The 15,080-nt window shown below is 66.2% G+C and carries 12 protein-coding genes; 8 read left to right on the forward strand and 4 right to left on the reverse strand.

Annotated elements, in window-relative coordinates; genetic code table 11:
* Window positions 1-136 precede the first annotated feature (136 nt).
* The 3 genes from FB478_RS01795 to FB478_RS01805 all read left to right on the forward strand — a co-directional run bounded on the left by FB478_RS01795 (window position 137) and on the right by FB478_RS01805 (window position 2,277).
* Complete coding sequence (locus FB478_RS01795; protein ID WP_018770980.1) at window positions 137-1,384, forward strand: inorganic phosphate transporter; 1,248 nt, start codon at window positions 137-139, stop codon at window positions 1,382-1,384.
* Entirely contained in the window at window positions 1,381-1,602 is a 222-nt protein-coding gene (locus tag FB478_RS01800; RefSeq protein WP_018770979.1) for a hypothetical protein, read from the forward strand. The genes FB478_RS01795 and FB478_RS01800 overlap by 4 nt, the downstream gene beginning before the upstream one ends.
* A 114-nt stretch (window positions 1,603-1,716) precedes the next feature.
* Window positions 1,717-2,277 (forward strand): dihydrofolate reductase family protein, encoded by a 561-nt coding sequence (locus FB478_RS01805; protein ID WP_134165375.1) that lies wholly within the window; start codon window positions 1,717-1,719, stop codon window positions 2,275-2,277.
* A gap of 10 nt (window positions 2,278-2,287) precedes the next feature.
* Here FB478_RS01805 and FB478_RS01810 read toward each other — a convergent pair whose 3' ends face one another.
* Entirely contained in the window at window positions 2,288-2,752 is a 465-nt protein-coding gene (locus FB478_RS01810; RefSeq protein ID WP_144599694.1) for a hotdog fold thioesterase, read from the reverse strand.
* Window positions 2,753-2,969: 217 nt separating this feature from the next.
* Between FB478_RS01810 and polA the strand changes: the two genes are divergently transcribed.
* From polA to rpsA, 3 genes are all read left to right on the forward strand, one after another.
* On the forward strand, window positions 2,970-5,612 hold the full coding sequence (gene polA / locus FB478_RS01815; RefSeq protein ID WP_056390808.1) for a DNA polymerase I: 2,643 nt from the start codon (window positions 2,970-2,972) through the stop codon (window positions 5,610-5,612).
* Between the two features lie 50 nt (window positions 5,613-5,662).
* Entirely contained in the window at window positions 5,663-6,961 is a 1,299-nt protein-coding gene (locus FB478_RS01820; RefSeq protein WP_018770975.1) for a GNAT family N-acetyltransferase, read from the forward strand.
* A gap of 277 nt (window positions 6,962-7,238) precedes the next feature.
* Window positions 7,239-8,714 (forward strand): 30S ribosomal protein S1, encoded by a 1,476-nt coding sequence (gene rpsA / locus FB478_RS01825; protein ID WP_018770974.1) that lies wholly within the window; start codon window positions 7,239-7,241, stop codon window positions 8,712-8,714.
* 126 nt (window positions 8,715-8,840) lie between these two features.
* On the opposite strand, the gene FB478_RS01830 is transcribed toward rpsA, so the two are convergent.
* Together FB478_RS01830 and FB478_RS01835 are read right to left on the reverse strand one after the other, a co-directional pair.
* Window positions 8,841-9,341 (reverse strand): GNAT family N-acetyltransferase, encoded by a 501-nt coding sequence (locus tag FB478_RS01830; protein WP_018772000.1) that lies wholly within the window; start codon window positions 9,339-9,341, stop codon window positions 8,841-8,843.
* On the reverse strand, window positions 9,325-10,014 hold the full coding sequence (locus tag FB478_RS01835) for a YigZ family protein (protein WP_144599695.1): 690 nt from the start codon (window positions 10,012-10,014) through the stop codon (window positions 9,325-9,327). The genes FB478_RS01830 and FB478_RS01835 overlap by 17 nt, the downstream gene beginning before the upstream one ends.
* Before the next feature lie 88 nt (window positions 10,015-10,102).
* On the opposite strand from FB478_RS01835, the gene coaE reads away from it, so the two are divergent.
* Both coaE and uvrB read left to right on the forward strand, forming a co-directional pair.
* A complete protein-coding gene (gene coaE / locus FB478_RS01840; protein ID WP_144599696.1) occupies window positions 10,103-11,317 on the forward strand; it encodes a dephospho-CoA kinase in 1,215 nt (404 codons plus the stop codon).
* A gap of 80 nt (window positions 11,318-11,397) precedes the next feature.
* Window positions 11,398-13,497 (forward strand): excinuclease ABC subunit UvrB, encoded by a 2,100-nt coding sequence (gene uvrB / locus FB478_RS01845; protein WP_142073049.1) that lies wholly within the window; start codon window positions 11,398-11,400, stop codon window positions 13,495-13,497.
* A 97-nt stretch (window positions 13,498-13,594) separates the two neighbouring features.
* Here the strand turns inward: uvrB and FB478_RS01850 are convergent, their stop codons facing one another.
* Window positions 13,595-14,920, reverse strand: a complete 1,326-nt coding sequence (locus FB478_RS01850; protein ID WP_026266194.1) for an ABC transporter substrate-binding protein — start codon at window positions 14,918-14,920, stop codon at window positions 13,595-13,597.
* Window positions 14,921-15,080 lie beyond the last annotated feature (160 nt).

Raw genomic sequence — 15,080 nt, forward strand, 5'->3', positions numbered from 1 at the left:
GTACGATCGATAAGGTTTCCCGCCGGTTGTGCCATCGCCGCAAGTCATTCCAAAGCAAACAACTGGTGAACTATGCTGTCCAAGGCAGCCGGGTAAGAGAAACTGCTGAACGTCGACTCTGCAGATTGGGCAACAGGTGGATATCACCTTCATGGTGGCGCTGGTCATCGCACTGGCACTATTTTTCGACTTCACGAACGGCTTCCACGACACCGCGAACGCCATGGCAACGCCCATCGCAACCGGTGCCATCAAGCCCAGGACAGCCGTGGCCCTGGCAGCCGTCCTGAACCTGGTGGGCGCCTTCCTTTCCACCGAGGTGGCCAAGACAGTGTCCGGCGGCATCATCCGCGAAGGGTCCGGCGGCGTCCAGATCACGCCGGAGATCATCTTCGCCGGATTGATGGGGGCCGTCCTGTGGAACATGGTCACATGGCTGAAGGGTTTGCCCTCCAGCTCATCCCACGCACTGTTCGGCGGACTGATCGGCGCGGCCATCGTCGGCGCAGGGTTCAACTCCGTCAACCTTGAGACGCTCCTTCAGAAGGTCATTCTTCCGGCGGTCTTCGCACCGCTGATCGCAGGCCTTGCCGCCTACGTCTGCACGCGCCTTGCCTACGCCCTCACGTCACGCCACGATCCCGAGACGGGCACCAAGCTCACCCAGAAGCGCGGCGGCTTCCGCACGGGGCAGGTCTTCACGTCCAGCCTGGTGGCCCTGGCACACGGAACCAATGACGCCCAGAAGACCATGGGCATCATCACGCTGGTCCTGATCGCCGCCGGAAGCCAGGCGCCCGGGTCCGGTCCCCAGCTTTGGGTGATCGCCGCCTGCGCCCTCGCCATCGCCATCGGTACTTATGCCGGCGGCTGGCGGATCATCCGCACCATGGGTTCCGGCCTGACCGAAGTCAAGCCCGCCCAGGGCTTCGCGGCCGAGACCAGCACTGCGTCCGCCATCCTCGCCTCGTCCCACCTTGGCTTCGCCCTTTCCACCACGCAGGTGGCCTCGGGTTCCGTCATCGGCTCCGGAATGGGACGCCGCGGGACCACCGTCCGCTGGAACATGGTGGGCAAGATCGCGCTGGGATGGCTCTTCACCCTGCCGGCCGCCGGCATCGTCGGTGCCCTGACCGCCCTGCTGGTGAAGACCGGCGTCGTGGGCGTGCTCATTGCCGCGATTGCCGGCAGCGCCGCGGTGCTCTTCATGTTCTTCTACTCACGCAAGTCCTCCGTGAGCCACCAGAACGCCGTCGAGGTGGAGGAAGCCGGCCAGGCTGTCCGGTTCGCCAAGAAGAAGGCCATGGCCCGCGCCCGGGCCGAAGCCAAAGCTAAAGCCAAGGCCGACGCCAAAGCCAACAACCCCAAGGAGAATCGGCGATGAAGTGGTTGGAACTCCTGACCGTTGCCGGCGCCACGCTGGTTGCTGCCGCAACAGTGGTGACCCTTTACTCGCTCGGCGTCCGGCTGACGGCCATCGCCGCTGACGCCGAACAGACGTCCCCGGCCATGAAGCGCTCGTTCGCTTATGCTTGCTTCGGCCTGTGCGGCCTGGCTGTCCTGGTGGGGCTGTACCTGATCATTCCGTACTTCTCCAAGTAGCCATTCCCGGAAGCTGCTGCCCGGAGAGCCGCAGCCCGGGCCATTGGCTGGACTGGGCCGCTTGGCTAGGATGGGGCCATTGGCTGGCCCGGGCCACTTGGCTAGGCTGGGGCCATGCCCCGCATCCAATACTTTGTGGCCGCGTCCCTTGATGGCTTCATCGCCACGTCCACCGATGATCTGGACTGGCTCCTGCAGTTCGACGGCTTCGAAGGCGGGGCCGACAGTTACGGCGAGTTCATGTCCGGGGTGGGCTGCATCGTCATGGGCGGGGAAACCTACGCCTGGCTAATGGAGCACGAGCCCGGCAGGTGGCCGTACACGGACACACCCAGCTACGTCTTCACGCACCACGAATACCGTGCCCCGGAGGGCGCAGACATCACGTTCGTCCGCGGGGATGTCCTGGAGTTCATGGCCGACTTCGAGCGCGCGGCCGGGGACAGGAACATCTGGGTAGTGGGCGGCGGCAACCTGGCGGCCCAGTTCGCGGATGCCGGACTGCTGGACGACATCATCCTTTCCGTCATCCCGGTGGTCCTGGGCAGCGGGAAGCGGCTGCTCCCGGTAAAAGGACCGACGCCGCCGCTCGAGCTGGCTGCGTCCCGCACCATGGGCAGGGGGATCGTGGAGCTGCGCTATCTGCTGCCCGGGCGAACGGGCCCGCGGTCCTGACGCACGTACCTCAGCCGGCGTCGTCCCGGAGCATGTTGGTGATCCGTGCCGTTGACAGGCGCCGTCCGTGGGCATCGGTCATGACGATTTCATGGGTGGCAAGCGTGCGCCCCAAATGGATCGCCGTACAGGTGCCCGTCACCATGCCCTTCGCAATGGACCGGTGATGCGTGGCACTGACCTCGATGCCGACGGCATGCCGGCCGGGACCGGCGTGCATCCCTGCGGAGAACGAACCCAGGGTCTCGGCCAGCACCACGTGCGCGCCGCCATGGAGTATGCCTGCCACTTGGGTGTTGCCCTCCACCGGCATGGTGGCAACGGTCCGTTCCGGACTCATCTCCAGGAAATGGATTCCCATTTTGACCACCAGGGCGCCAACGCCAAACCGGCCCAGCCAGCCGTGCATGTGGTCGGGAATGCCGGCGGCCGCCAGCTCCTCCGCGAAAGCGCCCGGCGTGAAATTGTCTGTCATGGCAACTAGGCTGGCACCTGTGAGTGAAACAACCAAACCGGCCCCTTTCCCGTCTTCGGCCATCGCTGAGGAGGCTGCCGCGCAGCTTTCGTCCTCCACGCCCAGGCCTGCTGCAAAGGCCGCCACCCCCGCTGCCGGTGGGTCTGTTTCAGCCACGGAAGCGCCCGTGATTCCCATCACCGACCAGCCCCGGCTGCTGGTCCTTGACGGCCACTCCATGGCGTTCCGCGCCTTCTTCGCCCTGCCCGCGGACAAGTTCTCCACGTCCAACGGCCAGCACACCAACGCCATCCACGGCTTCACCTCCATGCTGATCAACCTCATCAAGGAGCAGCAGCCCACCCACATCGCGGTGGCGTTCGATGTCTCGGACGAATCCACCCACCGGAAGACCGAGTACAGCGACTACAAGGGCGGCCGGAACGAAACCCCCCGCGAGATGAGCGGCCAGATCGACCTCATCGCGCAGGTCATGGAAGCGTGGGGCATCAAGACCATCAAAATGCCCGGCTACGAGGCCGACGACATCCTGGCCACGCTCGCCACCATGGGTGAAAAGGCCGGATTCGAAGTCCTGCTGGTCTCCGGTGACCGGGATGCCTTCCAGCTCATCACGGACAACGTCTTCGTGCTCTACCCGCGGAAGGGCGTCAGCGACATCCCGCGGATGGACGCTGCGGCCATTGAAGCGAAATACTTCGTCAGCCCGTCCCGCTACTCGGACCTTGCCGCCCTGGTGGGGGAGACGGCCGACAACCTGCCGGGCGTGCCCGGCGTCGGGCCCAAGACCGCGGCGAAATGGATCAACCTGTACGGCGGCCTGGAAGGCGTCCTGGAGCACCTTGACTCCATCGGGGGCAAGGTGGGCGACGCCCTGCGGGAGAACGTCGACGCCGTGAAGCGCAACCGCCGGCTGAACCAGCTCCACACCGATCTTGACCTTCCCGTCACCCTGGACGACCTCTACCAGCCGCGCCCCGACCAGGCCGCGATTGAGGACCTCTTCGACCAGCTGGAGTTCAAGGCCATCCGCGGCCGGCTGTTTGCCCTCTACGGCGACGCTGACACTCCCGCCGCCGAACGCGACAGCATCGAAACACCGCACTACACCACGCCTGCCGGTGCCGCCGAACTGGCCGCCTTCCTGGCCGCAGGCGCCGGCCAGCGGACCGCCCTCGCTGTGGACCTCGTGCCCGGCCGCATCGGCGAGGACGCCGCCGCGCTGGCCATCGTGCGCGGCGACGCCGCCGTCTACGTCGACCTCGCCGGCCAGGACGCCGAAACCGAAAATGTACTGGCCGGATGGCTGCGCGACCCCGAAGCACCCAAGGTGATGCACGGCTTCAAGGCCGCGCTCAAGGCACTCACTGCCCGCGGCCTGGAGCTGGAGGGCGTGGTGGACGACACCTCCATCTCGGGCTACCTCATCCAGCCGGACCGCCGCACCTATGAACTCGCCGAACTCGCCCAGCACCACCTCAACGTGGGAATCCCCGCCGCCACGGCCAAGGCCGGGCAGCTGGAACTGTCGTTCGACGGCGACGACACCGCAGCCGCCGACGCCCTGGTCCAGGCCGGCGCCGTCGTGCTGGCCCTGAGCCGCTACTTCGAGGACGAGCTCAAGGAGCGCAAGGCGGAGGAACTGCTGTCCACCCTGGAACTGCCGGTCAGCCGGGTCCTCGCCGACATGGAACTCGCCGGCATCGCCATCGACATGGACAAGATGGATGAACAGCTTGCCGACCTCGCGCGGGTGATCGACCAGGCGCAGGAACAGGCCTTCGCTGCCATCGGCCACGAGGTCAACCTGGGCTCGCCCAAGCAGCTGCAGACCGTCCTGTTCGACGAACTGCAGCTCCCCAAGACCAAGAAGATCAAGTCCGGCTACACCACGGACGCCGCTTCCCTGAAGAACCTCCTGGAAAAGACAGGGCACGAGTTCCTGGTGCAGCTCATGGCGCACCGCGAGGCGGCCAAGCTGCGTCAGATGCTCGAATCGTTGAAGAAGTCCGTGGCGGAGGACGGCCGGATCCACACCACCTACGCCCAGAACGTGGCCGCCACCGGCCGGATCTCGTCCAACAACCCCAACCTGCAGAACATCCCCATCCGCAGCGAGGAAGGCCGGCGCGTCCGTGGCATCTTCGTGGTCAGCGATGGCTACGAATGCCTGTTGTCCGCCGACTACTCCCAGATCGAGATGCGCATCATGGCGCATCTTTCGGGGGATGCGGGCCTGATCCAGGCGTACAGGGACGGCGAGGACCTGCACCGCTTCGTCGGCTCCAACATCTTCCACGTCCCCACCGACCAGGTCACCAGCGCCATGCGCTCCAAGGTGAAGGCCATGTCCTACGGGCTTGCCTATGGTTTGACGTCCTTCGGCCTGTCCAAGCAGCTGGAGATTTCCGTTGATGAGGCACGGACCCTGATGAAGGATTACTTCGACCGCTTCGGGGCCGTCCGCGACTACCTCCGGGGAGTGGTGGACCAGGCCCGGGTCGACGGCTACACCGCCACCATTGAGGGGCGCCGCCGCTACCTGCCGGACCTGACCAGCACCGATCGCCAGCTGCGCGAGAACGCCGAGCGCATCGCACTCAACAGCCCCATCCAGGGTTCGGCGGCGGACATCATCAAGCGCGCCATGCTGGGTGTCCATGCCGAACTGCAGGCGCAGGGCCTGAAATCGCGGATGCTGCTCCAGGTCCATGACGAACTGGTCCTGGAAGTCGCTGCCGGGGAGCGGGCCGCCGTGGAGAAACTGGTGACCGAGCAGATGGCGGCAGCCGCGGACCTGAGCGTGCCCCTGGAAGTCCAGATCGGCGTCGGACCCAGCTGGTACGACGCCGGGCACTAACGTGTGTTGATGCTGGCCAGGCGCCGGAGGTCTTGGCTAGGCTCAGGTGCGTGGCTGATCTGAGTGGAAACTACGAAATCCGGCGCTTTGGGGCTGTATCCAGGGGCAAAGACGGTTACGCCCAGGCGGAAACCTGGAGCCGCGCCGTATCCTTCGGCTTCCACGAATCCACCCGCACCCCGGAACACGTCGCGAAGACGCTCGAAACGTATGAGGCAGACCGGCGCGTCCTCACCGGCGCCTACCAAACGGGCCCGGTAGCGCCCTCGTCGCTGCCCGCGGACGTGCCGGTGGCCACCTTCGGCACCATGCGCAATACCCTCAACGTAGGCTTCGGGCGCCTGGTGGAAGCCCACCTGGTCACCGCCGTTACCGTCCGCACCTCGCACCGGCGGCGGGGGCTGCTGCGGCGGATGATGAGCGAGGACCTCCAGCTCGCGAAGGACGACGGGGTGGCGGTGGCGGCGCTGACCGCATCAGAGGGAACCATCTATGGCCGGTTCGGCTACGGCGTGGCCAGCTTTGAACGCACTGCCAAGGTGGACACCACTGCGCGGTTCAGCCTGCGGCACCAGGCCACCGGCACCGTGGAGGTCGCCGACCCCAAGGCCCTGCTGCAGCTGGCTCCTGAAGTCTTCGACCAGGTGCACCGGCTGACTCCGGGGTCCGTAGGCCGGCAGGACTGGTATCGGCTGCTTGCGTCGGGCGAGCTCGGCCGCGACGGCAAGGAGGACCCCGCCATCAAGGTGGCGCTCCACTACGGCCCGGGCGGCGACATTGACGGCTACGTTTCCTACAAGTTCCTCGGCTGGGACACCGAGCCCTACACCGTGGAAGTAGTGGACCTGCTGGCCGGCAGCAACGATGCCTACCTGGAACTCTGGCAGTTCCTTGGTGCCATCGATTTGGTGGACCGCGTGTCCTGGATGGAAGCCCCGTTGGACGACCCCCTGGCCTGGGCCCTGGACGATCCCCGCTGCATCGACTCCTCGGACAGCCGGGACATGCTCTGGCTGCGCATCCTCGATGTCCCCAAGGCACTCTCCGGGCGGCAGTACCCAACAGCAGGCCGCCTGGCGCTGAAAGTCCTGGACCCGCTCGGCCTCACGGCTGGAACCTACGCCCTTTCGTCCGACGGCGGCCAGGCCGCCGTCGAGCGCCTGCCGGAATCCGCGGAGGCGGACCTGACCCTCGATGTGTCCGCCCTGTCGTCCATCTACGTCGGCGGGGTCAGTCCGGTTACGCTGGCGGCAGCCGGCAAAATCCGGGAGCACACGGCAGGTTCGGCGTTGACGGCCATGCAGATGTTCGCCGTCGAACGGGCGACGCACTGCCTCACCCACTTCTGAGGTCGGTTGACTGCATGGGGTCCGGTCCTGGGTGAACGCGCCACCGGCGTACTGCGCCTGCCCGCTTTGACCCGAATTGCGGGCAGCGACTAGAATAAACGGGCGTGTACCACGTGTACGCACTTGCGTCCCCTCGCGGGGCGCATTGAAAGCAATCCACAAAATCAGGATGACCCGGAGGATCCGTCGGATTCACCGCGAATCGCGCCTGCGTTCCATAACGCGGGCGCGCCGGTTTGCCTGACCGACTAACTATCCACAACGGAGCCCCTACTACATGACCATCACCTCCACCGAGAAGCCCGGTACCCCCGTAGTCGCCATTAACGACATCGGTACCGCTGAGGACTTCCTCGCAGCAGTCGACGCGACCATCAAGTACTTCAACGACGGAGACCTCGTCGAAGGTACCGTCGTCAAGGTCGACCGCGACGAAGTTCTGCTCGACATCGGTTACAAGACCGAAGGTGTCATCCCCTCCCGCGAGCTTTCCATCAAGCACGACGTTGACCCCGGAGACGTCGTCTCCGTTGGCGATCAGGTCGAAGCCCTGGTGCTCACCAAGGAAGACAAAGAAGGCCGCCTGATCCTCTCCAAGAAGCGCGCTCAGTACGAGCGTGCCTGGGGCGACATCGAGAAGGTCAAGGAAGAAGACGGTGTCGTCACCGGTACCGTCATCGAGGTTGTCAAGGGTGGTCTTATCCTCGACATCGGCCTGCGCGGCTTCCTGCCCGCATCCCTCGTCGAGATGCGCCGCGTGCGCGACCTGGCTCCGTACATCGGCCAGCAGATCGAAGCCAAGATCATCGAGCTGGACAAGAACCGCAACAACGTGGTCCTGTCCCGCCGTGCATGGCTGGAGCAGACCCAGTCCGAGGTCCGCTCCACCTTCCTCAACAAGCTGGAAAAGGGCCAGGTCCGTCCCGGCGTTGTTTCCTCCATCGTCAACTTCGGTGCCTTCGTGGACCTGGGCGGCGTAGACGGCCTGGTCCACGTTTCCGAGCTGTCCTGGAAGCACATCGACCACCCGTCCGAGGTTGTCGAGGTTGGCCAGGAAGTCACCGTCGAGGTCCTCGAGGTCGACCTGGACCGCGAGCGCGTCTCCCTGTCGCTCAAGGCTACGCAGGAAGACCCGTGGCAGACCTTCGCCCGCACCCACGCCCTGGGCCAGGTTGTCCCGGGTAAGGTCACCAAGCTGGTTCCGTTCGGTGCGTTCGTCCGCGTCGAAGACGGCATCGAAGGCCTGGTCCACATCTCCGAGCTGGCCGTGCGCCACGTGGAGCTGGCCGAGCAGGTTGTCTCCGTTGGCGACGAACTGTTCGTCAAGGTCATCGACATCGACCTGGAACGCCGCCGCATCTCGCTGTCCCTCAAGCAGGCCAACGAGGGCGTCGACGCCGACAGCACCGAATTCGATCCGGCTCTGTACGGCATGGCCGCAGAGTACGACGAAGAGGGCAACTACAAGTACCCCGAGGGCTTCGACCCCGAGTCCAACGAATGGCTCGAAGGCTACGAGACCCAGCGCGCCGCTTGGGAGCAGCAGTACGCTGACGCCCAGGCCCGTTGGGAAGCCCACAAGAAGCAGGTTGCCCAGCACGCTGCTGACGACGCTGCTGCCGCAACGTCCGGTGACGGCGATTCCGGCGCCACCAGCTACTCCTCCGAGCCTGCTGCCACCGACACCGGTGCCGGCACCCTGGCTTCGGACGAGGCACTTGCTGCCCTGCGCGAGAAGCTGACCGGCAACTAATTGCCGCCGGCCCGGATTCCGGGCTGACGCAAGGGGCCCCCGCGAAAGCGGGGGCCCGTTGTGCTTTAACGCGACAGCTGGCTGGCAGCTGCCAGACAACGCATGGGGCGTTGCGGTCAGCCGGGCCTACAGGTCGACGACGGCGAGGACCGTCCCTTCGCCGTCAGAGGTCAGTGCCGCCCCGGCTGCCGCGAGCAGCCGCTGGGCGCGGTGGTTCCCAGCCAGGGTACGCGCGGTGACGCGCCTCAGGCCGGCCCGGCGGGCCTCCGCCAGGACCAGGTCCAGGGCGGCGGTGCCGATCCCGCGCGAACGGAAGCTCCGGCCAAGCCAGATCCCGGTTTCCGCGGAAGGCACGTCGGCACCAGCGTTCCGTTTGAGGCGCACGGAGCCGGCAATCCGGCTGCCGCTGAAGACGGCCCAGGACTTTTCCGCTGCGGGGCCTCCCAACCCGGCGGCCGCAGCGTGATGGTAGCTGTAGAACCAGGCGGTGCGCTCCAGGTTCCAGCCGGGGCCGCCCAGTGGGGGAGCCACTTCATCCGGGGAGGCGTCGCGCTTGGCCAGCTGGAGCAGCTGGTCCGCTACGGCTTCATCGACGTCCACCAGGGTCACTTCAGGTGATGGCTTCATCCACCCATTCCGTTCCACCGGGCGTGAGCGTGGCAGACCCTGCCGTCAGCTGCAGGACGCGGTCAGTTGCGGCAGCTATGGCGGCTGCGTGGTCCGGCACGGCAATCCGCAGCACCGTGTGCCGGTCCTGGTAGCTGGTCTCCGCCATGACGGCGCCGGTGGCACGCAGGTCGTTCTCCAGCCGCCCTGCGGCGGCGTGCGGTACCGCCGTGGAACAGATCCGCATCCTGCTGCGGCGGACCAGGGGCGCCAGGTCCAGGGCTGCCGAAACCGACTCGGAGTAGGCCCGGACCAGCCCACCGGCGCCGAGCAGGACGCCGCCGAAATAACGCACGACGACGGCACTGGTGTCACTGAGGTCGGTCACCCCGGGTGCGGTCTCCCTCTTCAGCAGGGCTTCGAGCATGGGGATGCCTGCAGTCCCGGCAGGTTCGCCGTCGTCGCTGGAGCGCTGGATGGTGCGGTCCGGCCCAAGGACAAACACCGAGCAATGGTGGCGCGCGTCGTGGAATTCCCGGCGGAGGTCCGCCACCAGGTCACGGGCCGCAGCCTCCGTGCCGGCCCTCCGCAGGACCGTGATGAACCGGGAGCGCTTGATCTCGAGTTCGTGCCGGAAGTCCCGGCCGGCCGCCAGCGTGGTGTAGGTGCCTGACCGGCTGTCTTGCTCTTGCATCCGCCCCAGTCTAGGCCCACCCGCCGGCGGCCTCACCTCCCTGCTTCCAGGCGGCGGACCTGCGGCCGGGGACTAGTAGGCTGGCGGGGTGCTGAAAATCGGGCTGACGGGCGGGATCGCTTCAGGGAAATCGGTGGTGGCCGCGCGGCTGAAGGAACGTGGCGCCGTGCTGGTGGACGCAGATGCGCTGGCACGGGAGGTGGTTGAGCCCGGCACCGAGGGCCTCGAGCGGATTGTGGGGGAGTTCGGCGCGGACATGCTCGACGGCGCCGGGCGGCTGGACCGCGCACGGCTCGGCGGGGCGGTGTTCGGCAACCAGGAGCGCCTGGCTGCGCTGAACGCCATCGTCCACCCCCTGGTACGCGCCCGCGCCGCCGCCATCACGGCAGCGGCGCCGGAAGACGCCATTGTGGTCCAGGACATCCCCCTTCTGGTGGAGACGGGGCAGGGGGCCGCCTTCCACCTGGTGCTGGTGGTGGACGCCCCGGACGAGGTGCGGATGCAACGCATGCAGGAGCAGCGCGGCATGACCGCCGAAGCGGCGCGTGCGCGGATGGCCGCCCAGGCCACCCGGGAGGCACGGCTGGCCGCTGCCGACGTCGTCCTGGACAACTCCGGCACCATCCTGCACCTGCTTGAGCAGGTAGACAGGCTCTGGGACCGGCGGCTGGTGCCGTTTGCGCGCAACCTGGCGGCCGGGACCCGCGCACCGCGGAAGGGGGGACCGGTGCTGGAGCCGCACCGGAAGGAATGGGCACGGCAGGCGGCCCGGATCGCGGCCCGGCTGGAAGCGGCTGCGCCCGGCCTCATCCTGACCGTGGACCACATCGGCTCCACCTCCGTTCCCGGCCTGGCCGCCAAGGACGTCATCGACCTGCAAGTGGCGGTGCCGGACCTGGAAACCGCGGACAGGATCGCGCCGCTCCTGGCGGCTGCCGGCTTCCCGGCAGTACGGGGAGCCGAATCGGACACCCCGAAGCCCAACGCCCCTGATCATGCCGAATGGCAGAAGCGGTTCCACGCCAACGCGGACCCGTGCCGGGCCGTGAACGTCCATGTCCGGGCCGCCGGCTCGGCCGGGTGGCGTTACGCGCTGATGTTCCGCGACTGGCTGCGGACTGACCCCTCCGCGGTCCGGCTTTACGAAGCGCACAAGGCGGACCTGGCAGGACGCTTCGCGGACTCCGCCACCACCAGGGCCTACGCGGACGCCAAGGAGCCCTGGTTCACCGACGTTGCCTGGCCGCGCATGTCCGCCTGGGCCGAGGCAACAGGGTGGGTGCCGCCGTCGTACGCGTCCTGAGGCAGGTCCTTGGACGGGCGGCTGTTCGCCTGTAACGGACGGGACCGCCCAGTGTCGGTGCCCGGTTGTAGATTAGATCCATGAGCCTTGCGCAGGAGATCAACCGTGTTGTAGCGCCCTTTGAGGTCATCAGCGAATTCAAGCCCGCGGGCGACCAGCCGGCGGCCATCGCGGAGCTGACGGAGCGGATCAACAACGGCGAGAAGGACGTGGTGCTGCTCGGTGCCACAGGTACCGGTAAGAGCGCCACCACTGCCTGGCTCATCGAACAGGTGCAGCGCCCCACCCTGGTAATGGTGCAGAACAAGACCCTCGCCGCCCAGCTGGCCAACGAGTTCCGCGAACTCCTGCCCAATAACGCGGTGGAATACTTCGTTTCCTATTACGACTACTACCAGCCCGAAGCCTACGTCCCGCAGACGGACACGTTCATCGAAAAGGACTCCTCCATCAATGAGGAAGTCGAACGGCTGCGCCACTCCGCCACCAATGCCCTCCTGACCCGCCGTGACGTCATCGTGGTGGCCACAGTGTCCTGCATCTACGGCCTGGGAACGCCGGAGGAATACATCGCAGGGATGGTCACGCTGCGCAAGGGCCAGGAGATGAACCGGGATGCCCTGCTGCGCAAGTTCGTGTCCATGCAGTATGCCCGGAACGACATGGACTTCCACCGCGGCACGTTCCGGGTACGGGGCGACACGGTCGAGATCATCCCCATGTACGAGGAACTGGCGCTGCGGATCGAGTTCTTCGGGGATGAAGTGGAAAACATCTACACCCTCCATCCGGTGACGGGCGATGTCATCCGGGAGGAGACGGAGATGTACGTCTTCCCCGCGTCGCACTACGTGGCCGGGCCGGAGCGGATGAGCCGCGCCATCAAGACCATCGAGGCCGAGCTCGCGGAGCGGCTGGCGGTCCTGGAGGGCCAGAACAAGCTGGTGGAGGCGCAGCGCCTCCGCATGCGGACCACCTACGACCTCGAAATGATGCAGCAGATGGGCTTCTGCAACGGCATCGAGAATTACTCGCGGCACATCGACGGCCGCCCCGGCGGATCTGCGCCGCACTGCCTGCTGGACTACTTCCCGGACGACTTCCTGCTGGTGGTGGATGAATCCCACGTGACCATCCCGCAGATCGGTGCCATGTACGAAGGCGACATGTCCCGGAAGCGGACCCTGGTGGACCACGGCTTCCGGCTGCCCTCCGCCATGGACAACCGGCCCCTCAAGTGGGATGAGTTCCTGGAACGGATCGGCCAGACCGTCTACCTTTCCGCCACCCCCGGCAAGTACGAACTTGGCAAGGCCGACGGCTTCGTCCAGCAGATCATCCGCCCCACCGGGCTGATCGACCCCGAAGTGATCGTCAAACCAACCAAGGGCCAGATCGATGACCTGCTGGGCGAGATCCGCACCCGGGTGGAGAAGGATGAGCGGGTCCTGGTCACTACGCTTACCAAGCGCATGGCCGAAGACCTGACGGACTACCTCCTGGGGCACGGCATCAGGGTGGAGTACCTCCACTCCGACGTTGACACGCTGCGGCGCGTTGAACTCCTGCGGGAGCTGCGCCTCGGCAGCTTCGACGTCCTGGTGGGCATCAACCTGCTCCGTGAAGGACTGGACCTGCCGGAGGTCTCCCTGGTAAGTATCCTGGACGCAGACAAGGAAGGCTTCCTGCGCTCCTCAACGTCGCTCATCCAGACCATAGGCCGTGCCGCCCGCAACGTGTCGGGCCAGGTGCACATGTACGCGGACCGGATCACTGACTCCATGGCCAACGCCATCGACGAAACCAACCGGCGGCGCGCCATCCAGGTGGCCTACAACAAGGAACACGGCGTTGACCCGCAGCCGCTGCGCAAGAAGATCGCGGACATCACGGACCAGCTGGCCCGCGAGGACGCCGACACCCAGGAACTGTTGAACAACAACCGGCTGGCCAAGGGTGCCAAGCGCAGCAAGTCGGGCGCCAAGGGCGCAGCGCAGGTGCGTGCGGACGGGCTGGCCGCTGCACCGGCCGAGGACCTGGTGGGCCTGATCGAGCAGCTGACGGAACAGATGCACGGCGCTGCGGCTGAACTGCAGTTCGAGGTGGCGGCCCGCATCCGCGACGAAGTCAGCGACCTGAAGAAGGAGCTGCGGCAGATGCAGGCGGCCGGCCACGCCTAGGCGCTGCTTTTCCAGGCAGCCGCAGCCATGACCGGAAACGGCGGGCACCCACCCCGGGTGCCCGCCGTCGCGCTTTCTCTGCTGTGGTGCTGTTGCCTTACTTCCTGGCGGAGTCGATCATTCCCTTTGCTTCCTGCATCAGGCCCTTCGCAGCATCCGAAGGGGATTTCCGGTCGAACAGGACATCAGTGCTGTACCGCTGGATAAGCGCCTGCACGCCGGAGGAACCGGTGGGAGGTACCGGCGGACCGCTCTTCAGGTCCGGCTTGATGTCCTTCAGGAACGCGGCAGCGGCCTTGTCCGCAGGGGTCAGCAGCGGGTCGATCGCCGTCTGGACCTCGGAGTTGGTGGGGAAGCCGCGTTCAGTCAGGATGGTCTTGGCCGCATCCAGGTTGTTGAGCATGTAGTTGACCACTTCTGCGGCTTCCTTGGGGTGCTTGCTGCGCGAGGAAACTGACCAGAACATGGACGGTTTGTAGGACATGCCGTTGTCCTTGGCGCTGCCGGTGGAGCTGGGTGCCCGCAGGATCTTCACCTCGGTCTTCAGTGCGGACTGGAGCGCATTCACCTGGTTGGTCCACCACCACGACATGGCCGTCTTGCCGGTGGCGAACAGGGTTTGTTCCACGGGGGCGCTGATGTCCTCGGTGGCAATGTTGGCCGGTGGGGCGGCGCCCTTGTTACGCAGGTTCAACACGTTCTGGAAGAAGGACGCTGCCGTGCCCTCGTCAAAGCCGAGGCCGCCATCCGCCGAGTACAGCGACTCGCCGTGCTGCATGGCCCAGGTGTTCAGGTCGGAGTCGGTCAGGGAGTAGGAGCTGCCGTAGTTGGTCTGGCCGGCCTTGCCCGCAGCCGCCGCGATCTGGGCGGCGGTCCGGGCGTAGTCGTCCCAGGTCCAGGTTTTGTCATCCGGGATGGGAACCCCGTAGTCCTGGAACATCTTGGTGTTGATCATCACGGCCTTGGCGTTCTGCCCGGTGCTCAGGCCGTACTGCTTGCCGCTCACCTGGCCGGACTTCAGGGCGTCCTGGTCAATCTTGGACGTGTCGACGTTGCCCTGCTTGGACAGGTCCAGCAGCGCGCCCCGGCCGCCGTACTCGGCGATGTACGCCTGGTCCATCTGGATCACGTCCGGTGAATCGTTGGCGGCCGTGGTGGTGGCCAGCTTGTCCCAGTAACTGCTCCACACCCCGGGCTCAGCCTTGACGGTGATGTTGGGATGCGAAGCCTGGAATGCATCGATCACCTGCTGCGTCTGCTTGTTCCGCAGGTCGTTGCCCCACCAGGTGAAGCGGATGGTGACGTTTCCGCCGTCGCCCGACGATGAAGAGGGGGAGGACGAGCAGCCGCTGGCCAGCATGGCCAGCGCAGCGGCGGTGGCAAGGGCCTTGGCCACCACGCCAGTGCGATGAGGAGTCTTCATTGACCAACCTTGATTTCTGGGAATGACGCCGGGACGCCGGGTCGAAGCGAGAAACCGCTTTCTCGCCTGAACGTGATTATTGCAAGCGTGCCGGCGGCCGTCAACGGTTTGGGGGAAAACGTTATCCAGCGACGTGCGCCCGCGTCCCGGGGCGCGCCGG

It is taken from the genome of Arthrobacter sp. AG367, from assembly GCF_007828995.1.
Classification (GTDB): domain Bacteria; phylum Actinomycetota; class Actinomycetes; order Actinomycetales; family Micrococcaceae; genus Arthrobacter.

Coding starts and splice junctions, on each gene's coding strand:
- FB478_RS01800 (WP_018770979.1), top strand. CDS start 1,381: ATGAAGTGGTTGGAACTCCTGACCGTTGCCGGCGCCACGCTGGTTGCT.
- FB478_RS01805 (WP_134165375.1), top strand. CDS start 1,717: ATGCCCCGCATCCAATACTTTGTGGCCGCGTCCCTTGATGGCTTCATC.
- FB478_RS01810 (WP_144599694.1), bottom strand. CDS start 2,752: ATGACAGACAATTTCACGCCGGGCGCTTTCGCGGAGGAGCTGGCGGCC.
- polA (WP_056390808.1), top strand. CDS start 2,970: ATGGCGTTCCGCGCCTTCTTCGCCCTGCCCGCGGACAAGTTCTCCACG.
- rpsA (WP_018770974.1), top strand. CDS start 7,239: ATGACCATCACCTCCACCGAGAAGCCCGGTACCCCCGTAGTCGCCATT.
- FB478_RS01830 (WP_018772000.1), bottom strand. CDS start 9,341: ATGAAGCCATCACCTGAAGTGACCCTGGTGGACGTCGATGAAGCCGTA.
- FB478_RS01835 (WP_144599695.1), bottom strand. CDS start 10,014: ATGCAAGAGCAAGACAGCCGGTCAGGCACCTACACCACGCTGGCGGCC.
- uvrB (WP_142073049.1), top strand. CDS start 11,398: ATGAGCCTTGCGCAGGAGATCAACCGTGTTGTAGCGCCCTTTGAGGTC.
- FB478_RS01850 (WP_026266194.1), bottom strand. CDS start 14,920: ATGAAGACTCCTCATCGCACTGGCGTGGTGGCCAAGGCCCTTGCCACC.